At 67.7% G+C, this 23,629-nt stretch carries 25 protein-coding genes and 1 pseudogene; 5 read left to right on the top strand and 21 right to left on the bottom strand.

Annotated elements, in window-relative coordinates; genetic code table 11:
* Nucleotides 1-37: 37 nt before the first annotated feature.
* The 5 genes from ACTIF2_RS12930 to ACTIF2_RS12910 are packed head-to-tail and all read right to left on the bottom strand — an operon-like array spanning nt 38 to nt 4,514.
* Entirely contained in the window at nt 38-985 is a 948-nt protein-coding gene (locus tag ACTIF2_RS12930) for a LysR family transcriptional regulator (protein WP_439497478.1), read from the bottom strand.
* 31 nt (nt 986-1,016) lie between these two features.
* Entirely contained in the window at nt 1,017-2,021 is a 1,005-nt protein-coding gene (locus ACTIF2_RS12925) for a Gfo/Idh/MocA family protein (RefSeq protein WP_439497477.1), read from the bottom strand.
* On the bottom strand, nt 2,018-2,845 hold the full coding sequence (locus tag ACTIF2_RS12920; RefSeq protein WP_439497476.1) for an alpha/beta fold hydrolase: 828 nt from the start codon (nt 2,843-2,845) through the stop codon (nt 2,018-2,020). The genes ACTIF2_RS12925 and ACTIF2_RS12920 overlap by 4 nt, the downstream gene beginning before the upstream one ends.
* Nucleotides 2,842-3,942 carry an LLM class flavin-dependent oxidoreductase gene (locus ACTIF2_RS12915; RefSeq protein WP_439497475.1) on the bottom strand — a complete coding sequence of 367 codons (1,101 nt, stop codon included), beginning with the start codon at nt 3,940-3,942 and terminating at the stop codon, nt 2,842-2,844. Before ACTIF2_RS12915 ends, ACTIF2_RS12920 begins: the two co-directional genes overlap by 4 nt.
* Entirely contained in the window at nt 3,939-4,514 is a 576-nt protein-coding gene (locus ACTIF2_RS12910; RefSeq protein WP_439497474.1) for a flavin reductase family protein, read from the bottom strand. Before ACTIF2_RS12910 ends, ACTIF2_RS12915 begins: the two co-directional genes overlap by 4 nt.
* A 102-nt stretch (nt 4,515-4,616) precedes the next feature.
* Here ACTIF2_RS12910 and ACTIF2_RS12905 point away from each other — a divergent pair, with 102 nt between their 5' ends.
* The gene (locus tag ACTIF2_RS12905) at nt 4,617-5,570 is read left to right on the top strand and encodes a LysR family transcriptional regulator (protein ID WP_439497473.1); all 954 of its coding nucleotides are present in this window, start codon (nt 4,617-4,619) and stop codon (nt 5,568-5,570) included.
* Here ACTIF2_RS12905 and ACTIF2_RS12900 read toward each other — a convergent pair.
* The 11 genes and pseudogenes from ACTIF2_RS12900 to ACTIF2_RS12850 all read right to left on the bottom strand — a co-directional run.
* Nucleotides 5,543-5,998: a cupin domain-containing protein gene (locus ACTIF2_RS12900; protein ID WP_439497472.1), complete on the bottom strand. Its 456-nt coding sequence runs from the start codon at nt 5,996-5,998 to the stop codon at nt 5,543-5,545. The genes ACTIF2_RS12905 and ACTIF2_RS12900 overlap by 28 nt on opposite strands.
* Nucleotides 5,995-7,059 (bottom strand): CobW family GTP-binding protein, encoded by a 1,065-nt coding sequence (locus tag ACTIF2_RS12895; protein ID WP_439497471.1) that lies wholly within the window; start codon nt 7,057-7,059, stop codon nt 5,995-5,997. The genes ACTIF2_RS12900 and ACTIF2_RS12895 overlap by 4 nt, the downstream gene beginning before the upstream one ends.
* A gap of 43 nt (nt 7,060-7,102) precedes the next feature.
* Nucleotides 7,103-8,341 carry an LVIVD repeat-containing protein gene (locus ACTIF2_RS12890; protein ID WP_439497470.1) on the bottom strand — a complete coding sequence of 413 codons (1,239 nt, stop codon included), beginning with the start codon at nt 8,339-8,341 and terminating at the stop codon, nt 7,103-7,105.
* Between the two features lie 31 nt (nt 8,342-8,372).
* Nucleotides 8,373-9,437: an Ldh family oxidoreductase gene (locus ACTIF2_RS12885; protein WP_439497469.1), complete on the bottom strand. Its 1,065-nt coding sequence runs from the start codon at nt 9,435-9,437 to the stop codon at nt 8,373-8,375.
* Nucleotides 9,424-9,867, bottom strand: a complete 444-nt coding sequence (locus ACTIF2_RS12880) for a cupin domain-containing protein (protein WP_439497468.1) — start codon at nt 9,865-9,867, stop codon at nt 9,424-9,426. Before ACTIF2_RS12880 ends, ACTIF2_RS12885 begins: the two co-directional genes overlap by 14 nt.
* Before the next feature lie 7 nt (nt 9,868-9,874).
* Complete coding sequence (locus tag ACTIF2_RS12875) at nt 9,875-10,891, bottom strand: amidohydrolase family protein (protein WP_439497467.1); 1,017 nt, start codon at nt 10,889-10,891, stop codon at nt 9,875-9,877.
* Entirely contained in the window at nt 10,888-12,405 is a 1,518-nt protein-coding gene (locus tag ACTIF2_RS12870; protein WP_439497466.1) for a tripartite tricarboxylate transporter permease, read from the bottom strand. Before ACTIF2_RS12870 ends, ACTIF2_RS12875 begins: the two co-directional genes overlap by 4 nt.
* Before the next feature lie 3 nt (nt 12,406-12,408).
* The gene (locus tag ACTIF2_RS12865; RefSeq protein ID WP_439497465.1) at nt 12,409-12,858 is read right to left on the bottom strand and encodes a tripartite tricarboxylate transporter TctB family protein; all 450 of its coding nucleotides are present in this window, start codon (nt 12,856-12,858) and stop codon (nt 12,409-12,411) included.
* Nucleotides 12,859-12,886: 28 nt separating this feature from the next.
* Nucleotides 12,887-13,720, bottom strand: coding sequence for a tripartite tricarboxylate transporter substrate binding protein (locus ACTIF2_RS12860; protein ID WP_439497464.1), 834 nt, complete (start codon nt 13,718-13,720; stop codon nt 12,887-12,889).
* Between the two features lie 391 nt (nt 13,721-14,111).
* Nucleotides 14,112-14,792, bottom strand: a complete 681-nt coding sequence (locus ACTIF2_RS12855; protein WP_439497601.1) for a LysR substrate-binding domain-containing protein — start codon at nt 14,790-14,792, stop codon at nt 14,112-14,114.
* A 24-nt stretch (nt 14,793-14,816) separates the two neighbouring features.
* A pseudogene (locus ACTIF2_RS12850) lies at nt 14,817-15,005 on the bottom strand (LysR family transcriptional regulator); the annotation flags it as partial.
* Between the two features lie 219 nt (nt 15,006-15,224).
* Here ACTIF2_RS12850 and ACTIF2_RS12845 point away from each other — a divergent pair.
* Nucleotides 15,225-16,016 carry a class I SAM-dependent methyltransferase gene (locus ACTIF2_RS12845; RefSeq protein ID WP_439497463.1) on the top strand — a complete coding sequence of 264 codons (792 nt, stop codon included), beginning with the start codon at nt 15,225-15,227 and terminating at the stop codon, nt 16,014-16,016.
* A gap of 134 nt (nt 16,017-16,150) precedes the next feature.
* Here the strand turns inward: ACTIF2_RS12845 and ACTIF2_RS12840 are convergent, their stop codons facing one another.
* The 4 genes from ACTIF2_RS12840 to modA all read right to left on the bottom strand — a co-directional run bounded on the left by ACTIF2_RS12840 (nt 16,151) and on the right by modA (nt 19,323).
* Complete coding sequence (locus ACTIF2_RS12840; RefSeq protein ID WP_439497462.1) at nt 16,151-16,531, bottom strand: winged helix-turn-helix domain-containing protein; 381 nt, start codon at nt 16,529-16,531, stop codon at nt 16,151-16,153.
* Nucleotides 16,532-16,729: 198 nt separating this feature from the next.
* The gene (gene modC, locus ACTIF2_RS12835; RefSeq protein WP_439497461.1) at nt 16,730-17,818 is read right to left on the bottom strand and encodes a molybdenum ABC transporter ATP-binding protein; all 1,089 of its coding nucleotides are present in this window, start codon (nt 17,816-17,818) and stop codon (nt 16,730-16,732) included.
* Nucleotides 17,815-18,513, bottom strand: coding sequence for a molybdate ABC transporter permease subunit (gene modB, locus ACTIF2_RS12830; RefSeq protein WP_439497460.1), 699 nt, complete (start codon nt 18,511-18,513; stop codon nt 17,815-17,817). The genes modC and modB overlap by 4 nt, the downstream gene beginning before the upstream one ends.
* Before the next feature lie 6 nt (nt 18,514-18,519).
* A complete protein-coding gene (gene modA / locus ACTIF2_RS12825) occupies nt 18,520-19,323 on the bottom strand; it encodes a molybdate ABC transporter substrate-binding protein (RefSeq protein WP_439497459.1) in 804 nt (267 codons plus the stop codon).
* 155 nt (nt 19,324-19,478) lie between these two features.
* On the opposite strand from modA, the gene ACTIF2_RS12820 reads away from it, so the two are divergent.
* Nucleotides 19,479-19,685 carry a TOBE domain-containing protein gene (locus tag ACTIF2_RS12820; protein ID WP_327525641.1) on the top strand — a complete coding sequence of 69 codons (207 nt, stop codon included), beginning with the start codon at nt 19,479-19,481 and terminating at the stop codon, nt 19,683-19,685.
* Nucleotides 19,686-19,853: 168 nt separating this feature from the next.
* Here the strand turns inward: ACTIF2_RS12820 and ACTIF2_RS12815 are convergent, their stop codons facing one another.
* A complete protein-coding gene (locus ACTIF2_RS12815) occupies nt 19,854-20,783 on the bottom strand; it encodes a LysR substrate-binding domain-containing protein (protein ID WP_439497458.1) in 930 nt (309 codons plus the stop codon).
* Between the two features lie 287 nt (nt 20,784-21,070).
* Between ACTIF2_RS12815 and ACTIF2_RS12810 the strand changes: the two genes are divergently transcribed.
* Both ACTIF2_RS12810 and ACTIF2_RS12805 read left to right on the top strand, forming a co-directional pair.
* Nucleotides 21,071-22,429 carry an NAD(P)H-dependent oxidoreductase gene (locus ACTIF2_RS12810; protein ID WP_439497457.1) on the top strand — a complete coding sequence of 453 codons (1,359 nt, stop codon included), beginning with the start codon at nt 21,071-21,073 and terminating at the stop codon, nt 22,427-22,429.
* A gap of 93 nt (nt 22,430-22,522) precedes the next feature.
* Complete coding sequence (locus ACTIF2_RS12805; RefSeq protein ID WP_439497456.1) at nt 22,523-23,518, top strand: TRAP transporter substrate-binding protein; 996 nt, start codon at nt 22,523-22,525, stop codon at nt 23,516-23,518.
* Nucleotides 23,519-23,629: the final 111 nt, after the last annotated feature.

Here is a 23,629-nt window from a genome sequence, read left to right as displayed (position 1 = left end):
AACGAGCGGGCGCCGCGCGCTTCGACGGAGCGCGGACTCAGGCGTGGAAGCGAAACGGTCTGACAGAGAAGGGCTGTTCGCCGCCGACGCTGAAGACGCCTCGCTCGGCGAGGCGCTCGATCTCGGCGCGCAGCAGGCCCGAGACCGCCGCAACGGCAGGCGTCATCTCGCCAACGAGATGGGCCATGACGATGGTGCGGCTCAGATTGATGCCGCCGACGGGCACCGCGAGCAGCCGGCCGGCGTCGATGTCCTCGCGAAACGCCGAGATCGGCATCAGCGAGGCCGCCGCGAAACGCTCCAGCAGGAGCTTCCGGATCGCCTCGACCGAATCCACCTCCATCTCGACCGAGAGGCTGACGCCATGGGAGGCGAGCTGCTCCTCGACGAAGGTGCGGATGCCGCGCGTCAGGATCACCGGCAGCCGGGCGATCTCGTCCGCCGTGATCACCGGCACCGCGCCGCGCGACTGCATCGGCATCACGACCACGACCGGCTCGGTGAAGACCGGCGTCAGGCGCAGGCCCCGCGCCTGCGGCGGATTGGTCAGCAAGGCCACGTCGAGCCGCCCGTCGGCGACATCGGATTGGAGATGGCGCGAGAAGGCCTCCGCGATGCGCAGCTTCACCCGCGGATGAGCAGCGCTGGTGCTCTCGGCGAGGCCCGGCACCAGCAGCGTGCTGAGCGTCGGCGACAGGCCGACCGAGACCTCGCCGGAGCAGGCATCGGAGCCGGCGGCGACGTCGTCCGTGGCGCGCGCCACCTCCTGCAGGATGCGCCTTGCATGTTCGAGGAAGCGGCGCCCGGCGATGGTGAGCTGCACGCCGCGCGGGAGGCGCACCAGAAGGGGCACGCCGAGCTCGCTCTCGATTCTCTGGATATGGCGGGAGAGCGCCGGCTGGACGATGTTGAGATCGCGCGAGGCGGCCGTGATGCTGCCGAGGTCGGCAACGCGGATGAAGGCCTCGATGCTGCGCAGATCCATCGTGCTGGCCTCTTTCCTCTCGCGCGGGCGCCTAGGCGACCGGGTCCACCTTGACCGGCCGGTTCTCGGCAACCGAACGGCCGATGGCCTCGAGCACGGCGATGTTGCCGATCTTGTGTGCGTCGGTAAAGGGATAGGCTGCCCCGGCCTCGATCGTCTCGACGAAGGCTTCGAGATTGTGCCGGACCGCGTCCTCCCAATCGAACTCCTCGGTCTCGCGCCGACCGTCCCTGTGCTGCACGATCAGGGTGGTCGGCCCGGGCGTATCGGGATGGGTGTGGTTGCGGATCTCGACCCAGGCGTCAGAGCAGAACACGCGCATGCCGATGAAGAGCGGCGTCACCAGGATGGCGTTGAGATAGCCGGTCCCGCCATCGGCGAAGCTGGCGACGACCGAGACGACATCGCCGTTGGCGCGCTCCGAGACGGGGCGCGCCACCCGGGCATAGACCTCGGTGATCGGGCCGAACAGATCGAGGAAAGCGTCGGAGAGATGGATGCCCATCGCCGTCATGCCGGCAGCGGGCGCATCCACCGGCGAAGCGCGCCAGTCGCCCGCCGCGACCTTGGCGAGCTTGTCATGGCTGAAATTCGCCTCGACATGGACGAAGCGGCCGAGCGCGCCGGAGCCCACCAGCTCGCGCAGCCGCCGCATCGCCGGCTCGAAGCGCCGCTCGTGGCCGAGCCCGAGCACGACGTTGGCGGCCTTCGCCGCAGCCACCGAGCGTTCGGCATCGGCGCGCGTCAGGGCCAGTGGCTTCTCGCAGAAACAGTGCTTGCCGGCGGCAGCGACCGCCAGCACCTGCGCGGTGTGCATCGAATGAGGCGTGCACAGGATGACCGCATCGATCGCGGGATCGGCCAGCGCCCCGTCGAGGCTGCCCACCAGTTTCAGTCCATATTCGGCCGCGAACTCGCGATGCGGCTCCAGGTTCGTCTCGACCGCCACGGTGATGGCGAGCCTGTCCGTCCCGGCCATCCGCCGCACGATATGCCGGCCCCACCAGCCCAGACCGACGACCGCGACCCGGATCATGACAGCGTCTCCAACTCGGGCGTTTGCGCAAGGAAGGTCGTGATCGCGCTCATGAAGGCTTCCGGCCGCTCCAGATTGGCGAGATGCGCCGCCCCGGCAATCTCGACGAAGCGAGCACTCGGGATCAAGTCCGCCATCGCACGCATCTCGGCGGGATGAGGTCCGTCCTGCGCGCCCACGACGAGCGTCGTCGGGACACGGATTTCGGCAAGGCTGCGCTTGTAGTCGAGCCGCTGCAGCGCGGTTGTCGCGTGGCGATAGCCATCGGGATCGGTGGCGAGGATCATCGCCTTCACCCTCCCGACCAGATCGGGGTGGCTCGTCCGCGTCGCATCGGTCAGCCAGGTCGGCAGCGTCGCTTCGGCGACCGCCTCCATCCCCTGTTCGGCCAGCAGCTTGCGACGACCGTCCCACATCGCCTGGAAGAACTCCGGGGCGTCGGCGCGGCAATCGGCGGCGAGGATGCGCGTGACGCGTCCCGGATGCCGGAGCGCTAGGCCGAAGGCGGTCATGCCGCCCATCGAAAGCCCGATCACGGCCGAACGGCGGATGGCGAGTGCATCCCAGACCGCGACAATGTCGTCGGCGAGATCGTCGAAGACATAGAGCTCGGCGGGAACATCCGAACCGCCATGGCCGCGCGCATCGATGCGCAGCACGCGATAGCGGCGTGACAGGGCAGCGGCCTCTGATGTCCAGAGCGCGCCGCTGGTCGCCAAAGAGTGCAGCAGGGTGACGGCCGGCGCATCCTGCGGCCCGTCGATTTCGACATGCAGCCGGCCGAAGCCGACCTGCACCAGCGCCTGCGTCATGGTCCTGCTCATGCCGCGACGCTCTTGGCATTGGCGCTCGCCAGCGCCGGAGCGACCTTCTCCGCCATCAGCTCCATGGAGCGGATGGCGAGCGCCTTGTCGGCCCAGTCGTGGCCGGCATAGAGCAGCGTCCCGAAATCGCCGGTCTGCTCACGGAAGGCGGCGAGATCGTCGATGACCTTTTCGGGCGTGCCCCAGATCACGAGGTCCTCGACGACCCGCTCGACGGTCACCGCCGAATCCGGCTCCTTCTGGTCGCGCTTGAACAGGTTGGCGCGGCCGTTCTTCACCAGCTTGGTCGCAAGCGAGTTGTAGTAGCTGTAATAGGGCGAGCCGGGCTCGGTGGCGTAGCGGCGCGCTGTGGCCATATCCTCGGCGACGAAGACGCTCTTGGCGACGCGCCAGTTCGCCGGATCGGCCTCGCGCTTGCCGGCCTCGCAGCCCTCGACATATTTCGGCCAATGGGTCTTGACCCATTGCGGCAGCAGGAAATTGGCCGAGATCGGATCCCAGCCCCGTGCCGCCGCCTCCGTGACGCCCTTCGAGAACGGCGCGACGGCGGTGACCACGATCGGCGGATGGGGCCTCTGGAACGGTTTTTGGATGAAGCCCTGGCCGATCTCCCTGACCAGCGTCTTCGCGGTCGAGACGGTCCAGTACTTCCCGGCGAGGTCGTAGGGCGGCTCGCCCTCCCAGATCGCCAGGATCTGGTTGATCGCCTCGACGAACATCTCTGTGCGGTCGCGCTCGAGATTGCCGAACACCTCCGCGTCCGAAAGCAGGCCGCCCGGGCTGATGCCGAACAGGAAGCGGCCCTCCGACATGTGGTCCAGCATCGCCACCTCGGCGGCCACCATGGCGGGGTGGTGGTTGGGCAGGTTCACCGTGCCGGAACCGAGCTTGATCGTGCTCGTGACGGAGAGTGCCCAGGCGATGAAGATCAGCGAGGAGGTGATCGTCTCGGCGGAATCGGTGATGTGCTCGCCATAGAAGCCTTCGACGAAGCCGTTGCGCTCGGCGATGACGGCGAGTTCTCGGTCCTCCTTCAGCGTCTCGGCCAGCGGCCGATGCAACGGGTGGATCGGCATGGTGAAGAAGCCGAGCTTCATGAATTGGCCCCCTGGCAATGCGAGATGCGGCTATCGCTCGTCCGAGCGAGCGGCGGCGGTTCCGGCAGCGGCTCATGAACGCCATAGGCGCCGCCGGCGAAGACCAGCGGCCGGCCGCTGCGGAATTCGGCCTGCTCGACACGGCCGATGAAGATCATGTGGTCGCCGCCCTCATGGACGATCTCGGTGGTGCATTCGAAGACGGCGATGCAGCCCGCCAGGACGGGACAGCCGCCGAGGCCCGGACGCGTGGCGATGCCGGCGAATTTGTCGGGGGCCGGCGTCGCGAAATGGCGCGAGAGATGGCTCTGCCCGTCACCGAGGATCGACAGCGCGAAGCGCCCTGCACTGATGAAACTGTCGAGCGAGGGTGCATCGCGGCGCAGGCTCCACAGCACCAGCGGCGGATCGAGCGAGACCGAGGTGAAGGAATTCGCCGTCAGCCCCTCGCAGCGGCCTTCGGGCGTGCAGGTGGTGACGACCATCACGCCGGTGGCGAAGCGCCCGAGCGCGCGGCGCAGCAGCGTCTTGTCGACAGGTGCCTGCCTGCAGTCGAATGCGGCTTCCTCCATCGTTCCTTCCCCTGCGGTGGATGACAGGGGAAGGATAGGGTTTCGCCGCCAGCATCAGAAATGATATGATCTGCTCGCCTTCATTATGAAAGTTGATTGCCGATGGCGATGCTCCAGAGCCTGCGCGACATGGCCTTGTTCATCGCGGCCTATGAGGAACGCTCCTTCACGGCAGCGGCCCAGCGCGAGCATGCGACCCAGTCGGGCGTCTCGCAGCATATGAAGAAGCTGGAGGAAAGCCTGGGCGTAAGACTGTTCGAGCGCGGCGCGACGCAGGTCTCGCCGACGCCGGCCGGCGACGTCTATTATCGCCACTGCATCGACCTGCTGCGCCGCAATGCCGCCGCGACGCTGGCGATCAGGGCTCTGGCGCCGGGCCTCGACGGCGAGATCAATATCGGACTGATGCCGACCGTGACGCGCTGCGTGCTCGCGCCGGCGCTGGAGCGCTTCGTCGACGCCCATCCCAACGTCGTCGTGCGTGTCGACGAAGCCTATAGCGCCGTCCTGACCCAGAAGACGCAGGCCGGCATGCTCGATTTCGCGGTGGTTCCAGCCTCGGCCGGGCCGGTCGGACTCTCCTCGCGCTATCTGCTGACCACGCGGGAGGTTCTCGTCTCCGGGGCCAGGCGCGGCCTGCCGCATCTCGCGCCGTTGCGGCTGCGCGACCTCGGCCCGCTGAAGGTCGTGGTGCCCGGCCCCGCCAATATCAGGCGGCGCAGCCTCGAGACCTATTTCGCCTCCAACGGCGTCACCGTCGAAAGGCTGCTCGAACTCGACGCCATGATGGGCACACTCGACTTCGTGGCGAACGGCGATTGGGTCGCGGTGCTGCCGGGCATCATGATGGCGAACGACGCCGTGCGCGACCGCTTTGCGATCAACCCGCTCGTCGATCCGCCGCTTTCGCTCGACCTCGCCGTGATCGAGCCGGCGCGAAAGGCGCTCTCGCCCGCAGCCGATGCGTTCCTCGGGGTGCTGACGCAGGAAGCCGCCCGGCTGAACCAGGCCTTCACCGACCCTGTCCCTCAGCCGGGTCCGAAGCCCGGCTCGTAATGGGCGCCCTTCATGGTGCCGTCGGCTGCCATGCCGATGATGCCATGCGTCAGGTCCTTCACCACGAAGAAGTACACGTCCTCCTCCGGCAGGGCGACGGTGGCGTGGATCTTGTGCGGCGGGAAGTAGATCAGCGTTCCCGGCCCGGCGACGACCGGCTCCTCTCCCTCGATCTCGACCTTGAGCCGGCCCTTCAGCACGTAGTTCCATTGCTCGTTGGGATGGGAATGCGGGCGCGCGCCGGTGCCGGCCCTCTTCAGCATCAGCCCGCATTGCGTGCGTTCGCCTTCGACGACCGGCCCCAGCGCGCTGGAATAGCCCGGTCCGGTCTCCATGGAATCGAGATTCGCGAGCGCGAAGATGAAGCCGGCGGCGCCGTCTCCGGCCCGGGTCGCGCCCTGGTTGACGGGTTTCTTGTCGCTGCTCATGGGCTGGGCTCACTCTCGCTGAGATCGATGATCGCCTGGAAAAGGCGGGCGATGGCGTCGCGCCGAAGGTGCGCGCCGATGAAGACGATGCGCGAGCGCCGGTCGCCGTCCGGCCAGGAGGCGAGCTCGACCGGCGGATGCCACTGATGGCGCACGCCCTGCACCACGATGGGGCCATGGCACCCGGCGACAGCGACCAGACCCTTGGCGCGCAGCAGGTGGCTGCCGCATAGGCGCGACAGCGTCGTCAGCGCCTCGGTCAGGCTCGCCGAGGTGAACGGCCGCTCCAGCGTCAGCGTGAAGGTCTCGATCGGCTGGCCGTGCCGGCCGGCGACGGGCAGATCCGCCGCGGCGAAGGACGAGCGCAGCGGCGCCTCCGCGAGCAGGAAGCCAGGGTCGACCATGCCACCCAGCGCCTCCACGACCGGCGCCTGCGGGTTGAGCTCGCGCAGCCGCGCCAGCGTGATCGTCTTTGCGGCGGCATCCGCGAGGTCGCCCTTGGTCAGCACGATGCGGTCCGCCAGCGCCACCTGCATGCGCGCCTCGGGCCGCTCGTCGAGCGTATGTTCGCCGTTGATGGCATCGACGACGGTGACGACCGCCTGGAGATGAAAAGTGTCGGCCAGCGCCCGGTTGCCGATCAGCGTCTGCAGGATGGCGGCGGGATCGGCCGCGCCGCTGGTCTCGATCACGATCCTGCGGAAGGGCGGCACACGCCCCTCGCTGCGATCGCGGTGCAATCCGCGCAGCGTCATCTCGAGATCGCTGCGAACCGTGCAGCACAGGCAGCCGCCTGCCATCAGCCTGATCGTCTCGCCGGAGGTCGCGAGCAGGGCGTCATCGACCCCGATCTCGCCGATCTCGTTGACGACGATGGCAGTGCCCTCGCCTTCCGGCGTCTCGACCAGGCGGCTGACGAGCGTGGATTTGCCGGCGCCGAGGAAACCCGTGACGACGATGACCGGCACCCTATGGCCGCGCGCCTCGCGCAGGCGCCGGCCATAGGGCAGCTGCTCGGCTGCGCCGAGGAAAGGGTCGGGAGGATCGCTCAGCCAGCGCATGATTTCACTCCGCCACCATCATCGCGAGGAGGCGCAGCCGACGTCAAAACTCCATCTCCAGGATGTAGAGCCCGCCGATATGGCGATCGACCGTGTAGACGATGCCGCGCTCGTCGACGAAGACGTCGTTGAGCTGGATCGCCCCCGTCGGCGCACCCTTCGGCGCGGGCGGGACGAAATGGGCGATCTCGGCCGGCGCATAGGGATTCGAGATGTCGAAGGCGCGCAAGCCCGCGTTGAAGAAGGTGCCGATCACCACCTGGTCCGACTGCCATGAGGTCGGCACCGGCACGTTCTCGTGGATGTTGTGCGCGCCGAAGCGCCCGCCGCGCTTGGCGAAGAGGTCGTAGGAGGGCGGCGGGCAGGTCGCGATCGGGACCGGATTGGTCTCCTCCCGCGCATCGACGAGCCAGATCAGCTTCGGCCAGTCGGCGGCGGAATCGACGGTGGATTCGTCGGTGACGACGTAGAGCCCGCGATCGAACAGCGGCAGGATGGTGTGGGTGAAGCCGTAATAGGGCGGCGAGTTGTCCCAGCGCGAGACGACCTTCGGCTTCGCCTTGTCGGCGATGTCGAGAATGATCATCCCGGCATCGATATAGCCGAGATAGCAGCGGTCCGGCCGCTGCGGATAGACGTTCGTGTTGTGGGCGCGAAAACCCATATCGGCCTTGCCCTTGTGGCGCACCGGCGGCGGCTCTGCGTCGCCCTCGCGCGTGCCCGGCAGCCACCAGCGTCCGACCTCGACGGGCTTGCCCGGATTGCGGACATCGACGATGCGATAGAACTGGTCGTCGAGCTGGTTTCGCGGCTGGAAGTCGCCGGCGCCGGCGGCCATGTGGACATATTCGCCGTCGCAGAACCAGAGCTGGTGGACGCCGCGCGAATAGGGACCCGACGCATCGAAGAAACCGATCGAGCGCGGATTTTCGGGCGTCGAGACGTCGAACAGCTCAAAACCGGCGGGCTTCAGGCCCGGCTCCTTGACCTGATAGGCCACCGCCATGATGTCGCCGGACAGCTCCAGCGAGTTCGAGCGCATGCGCTGGTGCGGCAGCTCCGTCTGGCAGACGACCTTCGGGTTCCTGGGATCGGTCACGTCGATGCCGGTGAAATTCTTCGGGGCGCTCTCATGGGCCGTCCAGAGGATGCGGCGCCCGTCCTTGGCGAGCTGGATCGACAGCCCCTCGCCCATGCCGCCGAAGCCGTTCAGCTCATGGTGCCCGATCAGGTTGAAGTTCCAGAGCAGCATCTTCGAGAGATCGGTGTCGTGGGCGGTCATGGCGGGCCTCCAGGTAGCGGGTTCTATGGGATCAAGTGAGCGGGACGATGCCGAGTTCGGCGGCGAGCGCCGCGAACTGGGTGATCAGCGGGACAGGCAGCGGCACGCCGTCGCGCTCGCGCTCGGCATGGCGGACGACGCGCATGTCGCCCGGCAGTCGCACCGGGCCGGCATTGGGCAGCGGTGACGAGGCGCGGAGATCGTCGAGATGCCGGCTGGCTTCGCGGGCAAAGAGCGCGGGATCGATGAAACGGGCGATGTCGAGCGCGACGATGAAATGGCCGGTATTGGTCTCGCTCGTGTCGTCGGCATTGAAGTCGATGACGTCGCGGCCGAAGACCGCTCCGTTCAGGGTCCCCGCGAGCAGCCCGAGCGCGATGGCGAGCCCGCTGCCCTTGTGGCCGCCGATCGGAAGCAGGATGCCCTCCTTCACCTTCGCTGGGTCGGTGAGCGGCCTTCCATCCTGCCTGGAGACCATCCAGCCCTGCGGCAATGCCTGCCCCTGCAGCACGGCGTTCTTGACCGTTCCATAGGAAACGACCGTGGTCGCGATGTCGAGCAGGAGCGGCGGCCCGTCGCCGACGGGAATGCCGATCGCCAGCGGATTGGTGCCGAGCAGGCTCTCGCCGCCGCCCCAGGGCGCCATGTGGTTGGCGCTGGCGACGGCCGAATAGAGCCCGACCATGCCGTGCTCGACCGGCATCGCGGCATAGAGCGCCGCCGGCCCGGCATGGTTCGAGCGCCGGACGCCGACCCAGCCGACGCCGCTTTCGCTTGCGAGCGCGACGGCGGTCTCGGCGGCCTTCGCCATGACGAGATGGCCCATGCCGTTGTCGCCGTCGACGATCGCGGTCGCGGCCGCGCTGCGATCGACCGTGATCGTCGGCCGAACATTCACCGCTCCGCCACGGATGCGGCGGATGTATTGCGGCAGGCGGAAGATGCCGTGGGCGTCCGCGCCAATCAGGTCAGCCTCGACCATCAGCTCCGCGACGCGCGCCGCATCCTCGCTGGGAAGGCCGACCGCGCCGAAGGCTGCGGCGGCGAAGCGGTGCAGGTCCTGCGCCGCGACGCGCCGCTTCTCAGGTTTTGCCATGCCCGGCTCCGGCATGCTCGGACGAGACGGCGCGCGTCTCGCCGGTCGCCATTAAGGTGCGGGTCGCGTCGGGCGACGCATAGGTCCAGAAGATCTTCAGACCCTGCGCGGTCGACGGGTTGCGGAAGCGATGCGGAACGCCGGGCGGGATCCAGGTCGTGTCATATTGCGTCATCGCCGTCTCGACGCCGTCGATCTCGAAGACGGCCTCGCCCTCGATGACGCAGACGCTCTCCTCGCAATTGTGGCAGTGAAGCGGAATCTCGGCTCCGGGCCCGAACATGGTGATGCCGTTCAGCATCTGCGTCGTGCCCAGCGCCTTGGTGACGAGCGGGATGGTGCGCGCCCCGCCGCCACGCTCAGTGACCGGGATATCGGCGATGCGCAGGATGGCCGGGTCGCGCGGATCGCGCGGGGGTATGTCGCTCATGGAGCGCTCACTCCGCCGCGGCGCGGCGCGCGCCGAGCCCTGTCAGCCCAGCGAAGCCGTCGCCATTGATGAGCGCGGTGTCGGTCTCCGACAGGCCGAGTTCGCGGACCTGTTTCCAGCCATCGAAGCGCCCCATGTCGAAGGGGTAGTCGGTGCCGAACAGGACATGGTCGACGCCGAATTCGCCGACCAGATAGCGCAAGGCCGGCACCGAATGCGTCAGCGTGTCGAAATAGAAGCGCCGGACGGAGGCCTCGGGCGACACCGGCAGCCGCTTCTTCGGCTCCGGGCGGACCTCCCAGCCATGGTTGAAGCGCCCGAACTGGTAGGGAATGTAGCCGCCGCCATGGACGAGCATGATGCGCAGCTTGGGATAGCGCTCCATCACGCCGCCGAACACCAGAGACCCACCCGCCAGCGTCGTCTCCAGCGGATTGCCTATCAGGTTCTTGAAGTAGTTCGCCTCGGTACGCTTGCCGCCCGCGGGCTTCTGCGGATGGATCATGATGAAGGCACTGAGCGCCTCAGCCTCGGCCCAGAGCAGCTCGAAGGCGGGATCGTCGAGGTTCACTCCCTCGCAATGCGAGCCGATCTGCATGCCGAGCAGGCCGAGATCGCGCATCGCGCGCCGGAGTTCGGCGGCCGCCTGCTCCGGCGCCTGCAGCGGCACATGGGCGAGCCCCATCAGCCGGTCCGGATACTGGCGAACCAGCGCCGCGATCGCCTCGTTCTGGACCTGCGCCAGCGCCAGCGCGAGCGACGGCTCGATGTCGTAGAGCAGCGTCTGCGGGCAGGCGGACACCACCTGCGCGTCGACGCCGGCGGCATCGAGATCGGCGAAACGCTTCTCCAGGTCCCAGCCGCCGCGCGGGAACGGTTTCTGCACCACCTCGCCGACGCGCAGCGTGGCGCCATGCGCGTCGATGTCGGACAATGTCGGGCCGATGGCGGGCGCTTCCTTGCGCATGGCGGCCATCATCGGCTCGGTCAGGATATGGGCGTGGCAGTCGATGATCCGGGTCATGTCACCTCTCGTGGGTCGGGCGTGGTCACGGCAACGGCGGGACGGCGCAGCCGCAGCAGATAGCCAAGCAGGGGCAGCAGGAAGGGAAGCAGGATGATCAGCAGCAGCACCGCCGAGATCGGCCGCTCCAGGAAGATGAGCGGGCTGCCCTCGGACAGCATCAGCGACTGGCGCAGCGAGGATTCCATCAGCGGCGCCAGCACCACCGCGAGCACGAGCGGCGCGCGGGGCAGATCGGCCTTCATCATCAGCCAGCCGATGACGCCGAAGCTCAGCGTCAGGCCAACGGTGAACAGGCTCAGCGTCGTGGCATAGGCGCCGACCAGCGAAAGCACGAGGATGCCGGGCGCGAGATAGTCGTAAGGGATGCGCAGCACCGAGGCGAAGAGCGGCGCCAGCGGCAGGTTGATGATCAGAAGGATGATGTTGCCGATGAACATCGAGGCGATCAGGCCCCAGACCAGGCTCGACTGCTCGGTCATCAGCATCGGCCCCGGCCGGATTCCCTGCAGCACCAGCGCAGCGAGCAGAACGGCCGTCGACGCGGACCCCGGAATGCCCAGCGAGAGCATCGGCACGAGCGCGCCGTGAACGGCGGAGTTGTTCGCCGATTCCGAGGCCGCGACGCCGTCGATCGCGCCGTTGCCGAAGCGTTCGGGGTGCTTGCTGAAGCGCCGTTCCGCCACATAGGCGAGCAGCGCCGCGATGGTCGGCCCGGCACCCGGCAGCACGCCGATAACGAAGCCGAGGATGCTGCCGCGCAGGATCGCCATCCGCGATTCTGCCCATTCCTGCGATGTCAGCCACATGTCGCGCAGCCGCATCGGCAGCGGCTTGGCATCGTATCGGTTCTCCAGCGAGGCCAGCACCTCCGCGATGCCGAATACGCCGATCGCGATCGGCAGGAAGTCGATGCCCTCCAGCAGCTGCGGAACGCCATAGGTCAACCGCTGCGCGCCATCGATCGGATCGCTGCCGACCAGCGCGAGCATCAGCCCGAAGCAGGCGACCAGCAGCGCCTTGATCGCGTTACCCGCTCCCAACCCTGCCGTGGCCGTGAGCCCCAGCAGCGCGAGCAGGAAATATTCCGGCGACGAGAAGCTCAAGGCAAGGCTCGCCAGCAGCGGCGTGACCACGGCAAGCACCGCCACGGCACCGAAGCCGGCGATGAAGGAGCCGATCGCGGCAATGCTCAGCGCCGCCCCTGCCCGGCCCTGCTTGGCCATCTTGTGACCGTCGACGGCGGTCATCACGCTGGCCGCCTCGCCCGGCACGTTGATGAGCACCGAGGTCAAGGTGCCGCCATACATGCCGCCATACATGATACCGGCGAGCATCACGATCGCCGTTACCGGCGGCAGGCCGAAGGTGACCGGCAGCAGCAGCGCCATGCCCGCGGACGGGCCGATGCCGGGAAGCGCTCCGATGAGCTGGCCCAGCACCACGCCGATGGTGACGAAAAGCAGGTTCTGCGGCGTGCAGGCGATCTCGAAGCCGGCGAGCAGCGCGTCCATGGCTTAAATCCCAAAAGGTCCGCGCGGCACGGCGATGGCGAGCCAGCCGACGAACACGCCCCAGATCAGCCCCACGGTCAGTGCGGTCGTGATCAGGCTGGGGCCGAGCGGCCGGCGTGCGACGGCCAGCAGCATGAAGGCGACGAAGAGCGCGATCGGCGTCATCAGACCCAGCGACGGTGTCAGGGCGACGATCGCCCACAGCGCCGCCATGGTCAGCAGCACGCGGCCGAATGCTGCGGCGGTCGGCAGATCGGCGGCGCGATCGGGTCCACGCCACGCCTGAAGGCCGAGAAGGACCGCAAGCGCGATGCCCGCCGCCGCCACCAGTACCGGCATGAAGCCCGAGCCCGGCGCGAAATCGCTCCAGAAGGCCAGTTGCCGGCTCTCGACCAGGACCATGCCCGAGATGACGAGCATGACCAGGGCCGTCGCGAGTTCGATCCGCCGCATGTCGAGCGCCCCTCTTCCGCCGACCCTGCTACATCTTCGCCTGTCCGAGCTCGCGCAGGAGTGCGAGGTGTTCGTCGTGCAGCCGCTTGAGTTCAGCCTTCTGGTCGGAGGTCGGGTCGAAGGCGCTGCGCTGATAGTTCTCCGTGAGGGACGCCTGCCAAGCCGGGCTCTGCACCAGCTTGGCGATCGCGTCCTGCCAGAACTTCACCAAGGCCGGGTCCATGTTAGGCGGTCCCGCCAACCCCCAGGACTGGCCCCAGAGCACATCGAGGCCCTGTTCCCTGGCGGTCTTGACGTCCTTGAAGTCCGCCTCGGGACGACGGCTGTCCGAGAGGATGGCGACCGGCTTGGCCTTGCCGCTCTTCATCAGCGGCAGCAATTCGCTCGGCGTCAGCGTGATGACATCGACATTGCCGCCGAGGAAGGCCGCCGTCGCCGTGCCACCGCCGTCGAAGGGAATGTAGTTGAGCTTCACGCCGCCGGCCTTCTCGATCAGCCCCACGACCATGTGGTCGGTCGAGCCGGCCTGAGCGCCGGCGACCTTGACCGAACGCTCGCGCTTCTTGGCGAGTTCGACGAGCCCGGCGAGATCGGAAACGGGAGAGCTGGGCTGGACAGCGACCACGAGGTCGCCCTGCACGAACATCGCGATCGGGGTGAGCTTGTCGTAGACCGTCGGCTGGCCGGTCGTGATCGGCGTCGTCAGGATCGGCTGCGCGATCGTCAATATGACCTGCGGGTCGCCGGCCTTGCCGAGCACGAAGTTGGCGGCGTTCATCCAGGATGCGCCGGTGCGGTTCTGCACCACGATCGGCTGCCTGACGATGCCCTGTTCAGCGAGGACCTTCGCGGCCCGCCGCATTAGCAGGTCGGGCGTGCCGCCGGCGCTGGTGCCGGAGGTGATTTCGACCGGCCCGGGCGGTTCCTTCGCTGCCTGGGCGGATGCTGTCTCCAGGGCGGAAGTCGCACATGCGATCGATCCCATGAGAGCGAAAACGGCGAAACGCCGGCGGCTGTTTCCCATCACCAAAGCCTCCCATCGACTTGTTTGTGTTTGCGTGCGATTGGGCGTCGAGGCCCAACTGCGCCGGTGGGATCACAATAGCGCCATCCATTTGCTCTTCGGCATTACATTACATAATGTGGCCCATTAGGACCTTGGCCGCGGACAGACGGTATGCCTTTCCGTGAGGCGTATATCCCAGCCGCCCGAGCTATTGGCCAAAGCCGGTCTGGAAGGGACCGTCATCGAGCTATCGCTGACCGGCTGCTTCGACGGCGAACTCGTCGACGATCCAGGCCAGGAATGCGCGCGTGGCGGCTGACGGGCCATGGTCCCTGGCGGGGATGGCGGCGAGGCCGTCGGCGAACGGCACGAAGCCGCATGGCGCAACGAGCCGGCCCGCCGCGAGGTCTTCGCTGACCATGCGCCGCTCGACGAGAGCCAGTCCCAAGCCTGACAGCGCGGCTTCGATGCAAAGATGGGTGTGCGGAAATCTTATCTCCGCTTCGGATGTTGCCGTGAGGCCTGAATTCGCCTGCCAGGTCTCCCACGCCCTCGAGATGTGCTCATGCGCGATCCTGGTGGAGCAGGCCAGGCGATCGCCATCGAGAGTGACGGCATAGCCAGGCGCGCAGATCGGCCCGAAGGCGATATCGGTCAGGCGGATGGCGCGCTCCCGATCGCGCTCCGGATAGGACAGGCGATCCCAGACCAGCACCAGATCGGCGCCCTGGTGCCTGATCTCCTGCGCCGATGTCATCGAGAGGCGCACCCGAATGTCCGGATGGCGTCGGTAGAAACCCTGCAGATGCGGAACCAGCCAGCGCATGGCGAAGGTGGCGCTGCAGGCCACATGCACGCTCGGGCCGCGCGCCTCCTCCAGCACCCGCAGCCACCCCTGCTCCAACGTGTCCAGCGATCCGGCGACCACCTGGCGCAAGGCTTCTCCGCGCGCGTTCAGCCGCAGGCCGGTTCCGGCCTTTTCGAAGAACTCCACGCCCGCATGCTCCTGAAGGCTCCGAAGCTGGCGGCTGACGGCGCCATGGGTACGGCCGAGTTCCTCGGCCGCGCGCGTGACCGAGCCGAGGCGGGCCGTCGCCTCGAAGGATCTGAGGGCCGAGAGCGGCGGAAGCCTGCGAGTCATGACTGCCCAGTCCGTGAGTTTAGCTCACCAATAGTGGCTTTTAACTCGATGGCATAGGGCGCGGCGAGTCTCTAAAAGCCTCGCATCGCGGGCAAGCCTGCGACTGACGCCGCCTTCTGAAGGCGGCGGCAAGCCGTGCATCGAACTAACGGAAGGCGGCCTGTGCTCGGCGCGTACCCAGACGCGTCACTGGCCTTTTCACGGACCAAGGAGATGTCGATGACGGCGGGTTCGACGAATTCACGCCAAGCGGATGGCAGCGCCGGGGATGCGAATTACGCCGTCATCGCCCCCGGTTACACCTCTTACCGGCAGCCTGAGCCGGCGATCGCCGCCCAGATCGAGCGGGTCCTCGGCGCGGCGCGGACCATCCTGAATGTCGGAGCGGGCGCAGGCTCTTACGAGCCTGTCGATCGCGATGTCACGGCCGTCGAGCCCTCGGCGTCGATGCGCGCGCAGCGTCCGGCTCATCTCGCCCTGGCCATCGATGCGGTCGCGGAAGAGCTGCCCTTCGCGGATGGCAGTTTCGACGCCAGCATGACGACCTTCTCCGTCCATCAATGGAAGAACCTGGAGGCTGGACTTGTCGAGATGCGGCGCGTGACGCGCGGACCGGTCGTCATCCTCAGCTGCGACCCCGATCTGGTGCAACGCTTCTGGCTGAACGACTACGCGCCGGAGGTCCTTGTCGCCGAGGCGCGCCGCTATCCGGCCCCGAGCCGCATCCTGCACATCCTTGGAGGCCGCACGCGCGCCGAGCCGGTTGCCATTCCCTTCGCCTGCAAGGACGGCTTCAACGAGGCCTATTACGGGCGGCCGGAACGGCTGCTCGATGCCGGAGCCCGCACTGCCAATTCGGCCTGGAGCTTCGTCAGCGAGGCGACCGGAGCACGCTATGTCGACCATCTCCGCCGCGAGCTCGACGACGGCACATGGGACGCCCGCCATGGAGAGTTCCGCCGACAGGCGGTCTTCGATGGGTCCCTGAGGCTGTTCATCGCCGAGCCGTGATGCTCCCATGTCCGGCCACGGCAAGTCGGTGGGTCTGACGCGCTATATCTGGCGACGCACAAAGCGCTGAGACCAAGAGCCCGCTTCCTGCCGCGAGCGCCTTGTCGAAGATCGTCGGCGAGGCGTTCAGCACATCACGACGCGGGGACCGGCTCCGCGGCAGCGTCCTGCAAGGCGTCGATGTGAAGGGAGGCCGCCTTGAGGGCCTTGCTCTCGATGGCGCGGTAATGAGCCACGACCTCGCGCCCCAGCGGCGTCAGGTGAGCGCCGCCGCCATTGGCGCCGCCCGTCGACGCCTCGACCAGGGGTCGCCGAAACATCCGGTTCAGGTCGTCCACCAGCAACCAGGCGCGGCGATAGGACATCTTCATGAGACGGCCGGCCCCGGAGATCGAGCCGGTCTCCCCGATCGCCTCCAGCAGGTCGATCTTGCCCGGCCCCAGCCGGCTTGTCGGCGCCAGGTCGACCCGGACGCTGATCACGACAGCCGGTCTTTGCCGGACGGGTTCAGGCATGGCGGCATCCTCTGCACGTCTTCGCATTCTAAACAGTTTTTGCCTGATGGCACCGTCCCCGAAGAACCCGCGGGGTCGCGGGCCGGCAACGCTCGGCCGCCGCGGCATGTCGGCTCGCTATAACAACGAGACTATAGCGGAAATGGCCTGTTTCGCGATCAGCGTGGGGGCCTGGAGCGCCCTTCGAGCCCGCCGTCGTCATGGCGCATCGATCGAGACGCTCTTGATCACGGCATAGACGGCGCTGCCGGGCAAGAGCTTCAGCGCATCGACGGATTTGGCGGTCAGGCGGGCAAGCAGCTTGTCCCCGCCGCAGTCGATCAGCAGTTCGACGGCGCCGCCGGGACGCCGTTCGCCGATCTCCGCGATGGTCCCCGGAAGGATGTTCAGAGCACTGACGCCGACGGGCGGGCTCAGGCTGATCAGCACGTCGCTCGCCAGGATGCGGACCCGGACCTTCTCGCCGGTCGGCAAGGCACTGCGCGCGACCTGGAGCGTTCCGGCGCCGGTCGCCAACGTGGTCAAGCCGTAGTCGGGATCGTGCCCGACCACTTCGGCCTCGAGGACCGACCCGGCCTCGGGCGCGCCCGAGAGACCGGCGACACCGAGCCGCGACATCACCTGGGCGGTCGGGCCGCAGGCCGTGACCCGGCCGTGGTCGACGGTGACCAGCGTGGTCGCCAGCCGAACCACCTCCGCCACCGAATGCGAGACATAGACGATGGGGACGCCGATCTCGTCGCGCAGGCGCTCGATATAGGGCAGGATCTCGGCCTTGCGGGCCTCGTCGAGCGAGGCCAGCGGCTCGTCCATCAGCAGCAGACGCGGCTGCGACAGCAATGCGCGCCCGATCGCGACGCGCTGCCTCTCGCCGCCCGACAGCGCGCCGGGCCGGCGCTGCAGCAAATGACCGATCCCCAGCAGCTCGAGAACGCCGGCAAGGTGGCTGCTGGCCTTTGCGTCGCGCGGCGAGAACCAGCGCCCGAAGAGCAGGTTTTGGCGCACGTTCAGATGCGGGAAGAGCCGCGCCTCCTGGAAGACGTAGCCGATGCGGCGCCTGTGCTTCGGCACGAAGATCCCGGCCTGCGTATCGACGAGCACCTGCCCGTCCACGACGACACGCCCCTGCGCCGGCGCGATCAGCCCGCCGATGATGTTGACCAGCGAGGTCTTGCCGGAGCCCGAGCGCCCGAACAGCACGGTCAGCCTGCCATCCGACGCAAAGGCTGCATCGAGCTGGAACTGACCGAGCCGATGCTGGACGGCGATCTCGATGACCGGGCTCATTCGACGGCGATCCGTCGCCCGACCAGCCGCGCCAGCCACTCGGAGACGAACAGCGCCGCGACCGAAATCACGATCGAGATCAGCGTCAGCCGCATCGCGCCGGCATCGCCGTTGGGCACCTGGGTGAAGGTGTAGATCGCCGAAGGCAGGGTCTGCGTCTCGCCAGGAATGTTCGAGACGAAGGTGATGGTCGCGCCGAACTCGCCCATCGCCTTGGCGAAGCACAGGATCATGCCGACGAGGATACCGGGCAGGCAGAGCGGCAGCGTCACCGTCAGGAAGACCCAGAGCGGGCTCGCCCCGAGCGTGCCGGCGGCATCCTCGAGCTTGCGGTCGACCGCCTCGATCGAGAGCCGGATCGCCCGCACCATCAGGGGGAAGCCCATCACGGCGCAGGCGAGCACCGCGCCGGTCCAGCGGAAGGAGAGCACGATGCCGAACCAGTCATCGAGGAACTGCCCGATCGGCCCGCGCCGGCCGAACCAGATCAGCAGGAGATAGCCGGTGACGACGGGCGGCATGATCAGCGGCAGGTGCACGGCGGCGTCGAGCAGCGACTTCCCCCAGAAGCGCCCGCGCGCCAGCAGCCACGCGACGGCAAGCCCGAAGGGCAGGCTCGCGATCATGGCCGTCGTCGCGACGATCAGGCTGAGCCTGACCGCCGTCCACTCCTCCGGCGAAAGCCAGTCGCTCACGGGTGATCAGGATGCATTCGCGGGCTTGTTCAGCACCGTGAAGCCCTGCTTCTCGAAGGCGCCCCTGGCACCGGCGCCGCGCAGATAGGTCAGGAAGGCGACCGCGTCGGGGTTGGCCGAGTCCTTCGTGACGGCGACGGGATAGAGGATCGGCGGATGCGAGTCCTCCGGGAAGGTCGCGACGACCTTGACCTTGGGATCGGCGGCGGCGTCCGTCGTGTAGACGATGCCGAGCGGAGCTTCGCCGCGCGAGACCAGGAGCAGGGCGGCGCGGACATTGTCCGCCTGCGCCACCTTGTCCTTGACCTTGTCCCAGCCGCCGAGCTTCTCCAGCGCCGCCTTGCCGTATTTCCCGGCCGGCACGGAATCGACATTGCCCATGGCGAGGCGGCCCTGGCCGAGCGCGGCGGAAAGATCGACGCCGGGTGCGAGCGCGACGTTCGCGGTCGAGTCGGACGACGCGATCAGGGCGATGCGGTTCGCCAGCAGCGTCACGCGGGTCTCCGGCTTGATCAGGTTCTTGCCGGCCGCATAGTCCATCCAGTCGAGATCGGCGGAGAGGAAGAGGTCCGCCGGGGCGCCCTGCTCGAGCTGCCTGGCGAGCGCGTTGCTGGCCGCATAGGAAATCTTCGGCGCCGGCTTGCCGGTCTCCTTGACCCAGGCCGCAGCGGTCTCGTCGAGCGCGTTCTTCAGGCTGGCGGCCGCGAAGATCACGAGCTCCTTCGTCTGCGCCTGAGCCGCCCCGATGGCGGGTGCGAGTCCGAGGAGGAATGCGGCGGCCAGCCCCATCACATTGCGGCGGATCAACATGGTTCCCGTCCTCGTTGGCTTGCGTTACGTTCATTTCGACTGGATATAGCCAACTGCCCGACAGGTCGAGAGTTACCTTAGCGCAATTGGACAATGGGAGCGGGCTTCCGATACCCGCTCCACCCTATCCCGCCCATGAACCGGAGACGTCCCCCGTGAAGATCAGCGCCCGCAATCAACTCAAAGGCACCATCGTCGAGATCACCAAGGGCGCGACGACCGCGCATGTGCGCCTCGACGTCGGCGGCACGATCGTGACCTCCGCCATCACCAATGCCGCCGTCGACGATCTGAAGCTGACTGTCGGCCAGCAGGCCTATGCCGTGGTCAAGGCGTCGGATGTCATGATCGCCATCGACTGATCGCGGGCGAGAGCCTTCAAGGCGGCATCGCGCGCTTTACCGCCCGTTTCTATATTCATCGGAATATAGCGATCGGGCGTGGCGCGACGTCAGGTGAATCACAAGCGTGGGTTCGGGGGGTGAGAGAGGTCGCGGCAGTGAAGGCCGCGCCAATCTCCTCGAGCCTGGCTACCGAGCCGCGCCGGGCTGCGTCAGGGCGCGCGCCGCCGCCCTCTCCTCCTCGAGCGTCCGGGTGATCCAGCCGACGAAGGCCATGATCTCCGGGCTGTCGCGGTCCTCCCGGCGATAGAGCAGGCGGTGCGCGACGGCCGGGATGCCGAGCGGCCCGAAGGGCATGATCAGATCACCGCTCCGCAGCAGGTCGCGGGCCTGAAGCGTCGATTCGAGCGCGAGGCCGAGCCCGTCCATGGCGGCAGCGAGCGCAAGATGGGCGCGGTCGAACTGCAGCCCGCGCGGGTTGAGCGGCACCAGCGGCGCGTGCCGGGCCGACCATTGGTCCCAGGGCACGACGCAGCGCAGCGAATGGATCAGCGGCACGCGGGTGATGTCGGCCGGGGTCGCGAGCCCTTTCTCCGCCACGAAGGCGGCGCTGGCCAGCGGCACGATCAGTTCCTCGTCGAGAGCGAGCGCCTCGCAATCCTCCGGCACCGGGCGGGCATACTGAATGTCGATCAGGATGCCGTCCTGGCCGAGGCGCGCCGGCTCGTGGCTGGCGAAGAGCGCGATGTCGATCGCGGGGTTCTCGCGCAGGAACCGTCCCAGGCGCGGGACGAGCCAGAGCGTCGCGAGGCTCGGCGAGGCATGGATCGGCAGGCGGCGCACGCCTGCTCCCGAGGCGACGCGGCTCGTCGCCGTCACCAGCCTGGCGAAGCTCTCGCCGATCGAGACGCTGTAGGTCAGCGCCTCCTCGGTCGGGATCACCGTGCGCTTGACCCGCAGGAAGAGCCGGCGCCCGAGCATTCCTTCGAGCGCGCGCATCTGATGGCTGATCGCGGACGGGGTCAGGTGCAGGAGCTTGGCCGCCCCGGCGAAACTGCCGGCCTCCATCACGGCCCGGAAGGTGTGAAGCCATTGCAGAGGCGGCAATCCGCCGATCATCGATGAATCAAGCTCACCGGTAGGACCATCCTTATTCGTTTTTCGCTGCTCAACTCCTCATGTTAGCACTGGTAAATGAGGAATGCAGCTCACCGAATGAAGCTGCTGACGACAGGGAGGAGGCCTGGTCCAAGCGCGGGCCACGCCTGTCGGGCAAGGGGCGATCGACGCTTCCTGTCCGATTGATGAGGTTTGGGCGGCGCAGGCCGGCCCGGTTCATCCTGCTTCTGTTTCCTCGGGATCGTGAGGACGGCCGGTCACCGGCCCAAGGCGGAAGGCGACGAGAGATGAACCTGCATCGCATGCTTCTCGAACGGAAGGCGGCCGGGCGGCCGGTCACGATCGGTCTGATCGGGGCCGGGAAATTCGGGACCATGTTCCTGTCGCAGGTCCGCAGCACGGACGGGATGCAGATGGTCGGCGTCGCCGACCTCAACACCGCCCGCGCCCGCTCGCAGCTCGCCAATGCCTGCTGGCCGCAGGAGCAATATGCGGCGACCTCGATCGACGACGCGCTGAAGAGCGGCGGCACAGTGGTCACCGACGATGCCGATGCGCTCGTCACCCATCCCGGCATCGAGGTGATCATCGAAGCGACCGGCGATCCCGGCGCCGGCATCCGCTTCGCGCTCAAGGCGATCGAGCACGGCAAGCATATCGTCATGGTCAATGTCGAGGCCGATGCGGTGGCGGGGCCCTTGCTCGCCCGCAAGGCCAGGGCGGCCGGCGTGATCTATTCGCTGGCCTGGGGCGACCAGCCGGCGCTGATCGCCGACCATGTCGACTGGGCGCGCGCGGCGGGGTTCAAGGTCGTCGCGGCCGGCAAGGGCACGCGCTATCACCCGACCTATCACCAGTCCACGCCCGACACGGTCTGGGACATCCTGGACAAGTACATGAAGATCCGGGACCGCAACTCGATCAATCCCAAGATGTTCAACTCCTTCGTCGACGGAACCAAGTCGGGCATCGAGATGACGGCGGTCTGCAACGCCACCGGCCTTCACGCCCAGAGCGAAGGCCTCTCCTTTCCTCCGGCCACCCGCTTCGAGCATGCCGAGATCTGCAAGCCGAAGGCCGCCGGCGGCGTGCTCGAGAAGGCCGGCGTCACCGAGGTGACCTCCTCGGTCTATCGCGACGGCAGCGACGTGCCGCATTCGCTGATCATGGGCACCTATGTCGTGTTCGAGAGCGACAGCGCCTATAGCGAGGAGTGCTTCCGGGAATACAGCATGCTCCCGGACAAGAGCGGCAAATATGCCTGCCTCTACCGGCCGATCCACATGATCGGCCTCGAGCTCGGCATCTCCGTCGCCTCCGCGGCGCTGCGCAACGAGCCGACCGGGGCGCCGATCACCTTCAACTCCGACGTGGTCGCCACCGCCAAGCGGGCGCTCAAGGCCGGCGAGATGCTCGACGGCGAAGGCGGCTTCTGCGTCTGGGGCAAGCAGACGCCGGCCGACGCCTCGCTCGCGCAGGGCTACCTGCCGCTTGGCCTCGCCCATAACGTCAAGCTCAAGAGCGATATCGCCGAGGGCCAGCGCCTGAAATGGAGCGATGTCGACTACGACCCGCACAACCTCGCCGTGAAGGTGCGGCGCGAGATGGAGGCGGCCTTCGCCCGGCCGAATGCCGGAGCCGCCTGACAAGACGAGAGCGGGGCGCGGACCGTGAGGCCCGCGCCCGTTTCGTATCCCGAGCCCGAAAACGGGCCGAACCATAACGGAGGAGGAAATCTCATGGCCAGGACAGCAGAATCGTCCCTCTCCCGCCGCGCAGCGCTCGGCGGCCTCGTCGCCGGCGCCGCGATGGTGGCGATGCCCGGCGTGCCGAGGGCGCAGAAGGTGAGCTGGATCGGCGCCAACGCCGCCGCCCAGCAGGATTTCATCGGCATCAGCCTCGACTTCTTCGCCAAGCGCGTCGGCGAGCTGACCAAGGGCCAGATCGAGATCGTCAACCACCATGGCGGCGCGCTCGGCGGCGAGCGCGAGCATGTCGAGGCCGTGCTGCAGGGCGCGGTGCAGATCGCCACGCCCGGCCAGGGCGTCGTCGCCGGCTGGTACCGGCCCGCCGAGGTCTGGACCCACCCCTATCTGTTCAAGGACGTCGCCCATAAGGACCGCGTCTGGGACACGATGCGCCAGGAATACCAGGACGACATCGCCAAGGCCGCCAAGCTGCGGCCGCTCGGCGCGATCCCGCGGATGCCGCGGATGCTCTCCTGCAACCGGCCGGTGAAGGTGCCGGCCGACATGAAGGGGCTGAAGATCCGTGTGCCGGAAACGGCCCTGTGGCGGCGCACCTTCGAGATGTTCGGCGCCTCGCCGACACCCCTGCCCTTCCCGGAGGTGTTCCAGGCGCTGAAATCGGGCGTCATCGACGGCCAGGAGAACCCGATGGGCCTGACCTTCAATTCCGGCATCTTCGACGCCAACACCCATCTCGCGCTGACCGAGCACATGATGCAGGACAACTGCATCCTCATGGGCGACCAGGCCTATGGCAAGCTCACGCCCGAGCTGCGCAAGGCCCTCGACGAGGCGGCGCGCGACATGGAAGCCGAGATGCGGCCCAAGGTGATCGCCGACGACGCCCGCATCCTCGAGCTGATCAAGGCGAAGAAGATCGTGATCACCGAGGTCGACAAGGCGGCCTTCACGGCGACGGTGAAGACCCTCGTCAGCGAATTCCCCGCTGGCAAGGCCTGGGCGGAGCGCATCGGCCAGATCGCCTGAGGGCCGGAGCGGGGCGGATCCTCCCGCCGCCTCGCCTGGCCTCGATCCATGCCGTCCTGCCGCCCTCGTCTCGCGCCGGCCCAAGCGCCGGCGCGAGACGGCCCGGCCTCG

This window comes from Allobosea sp. (assembly GCF_051860145.1).
In the GTDB taxonomy this organism is placed as follows: domain Bacteria; phylum Pseudomonadota; class Alphaproteobacteria; order Rhizobiales; family Beijerinckiaceae; genus Allobosea.
This window is presented reverse-complemented; position numbering and strand designations above follow the sequence as displayed.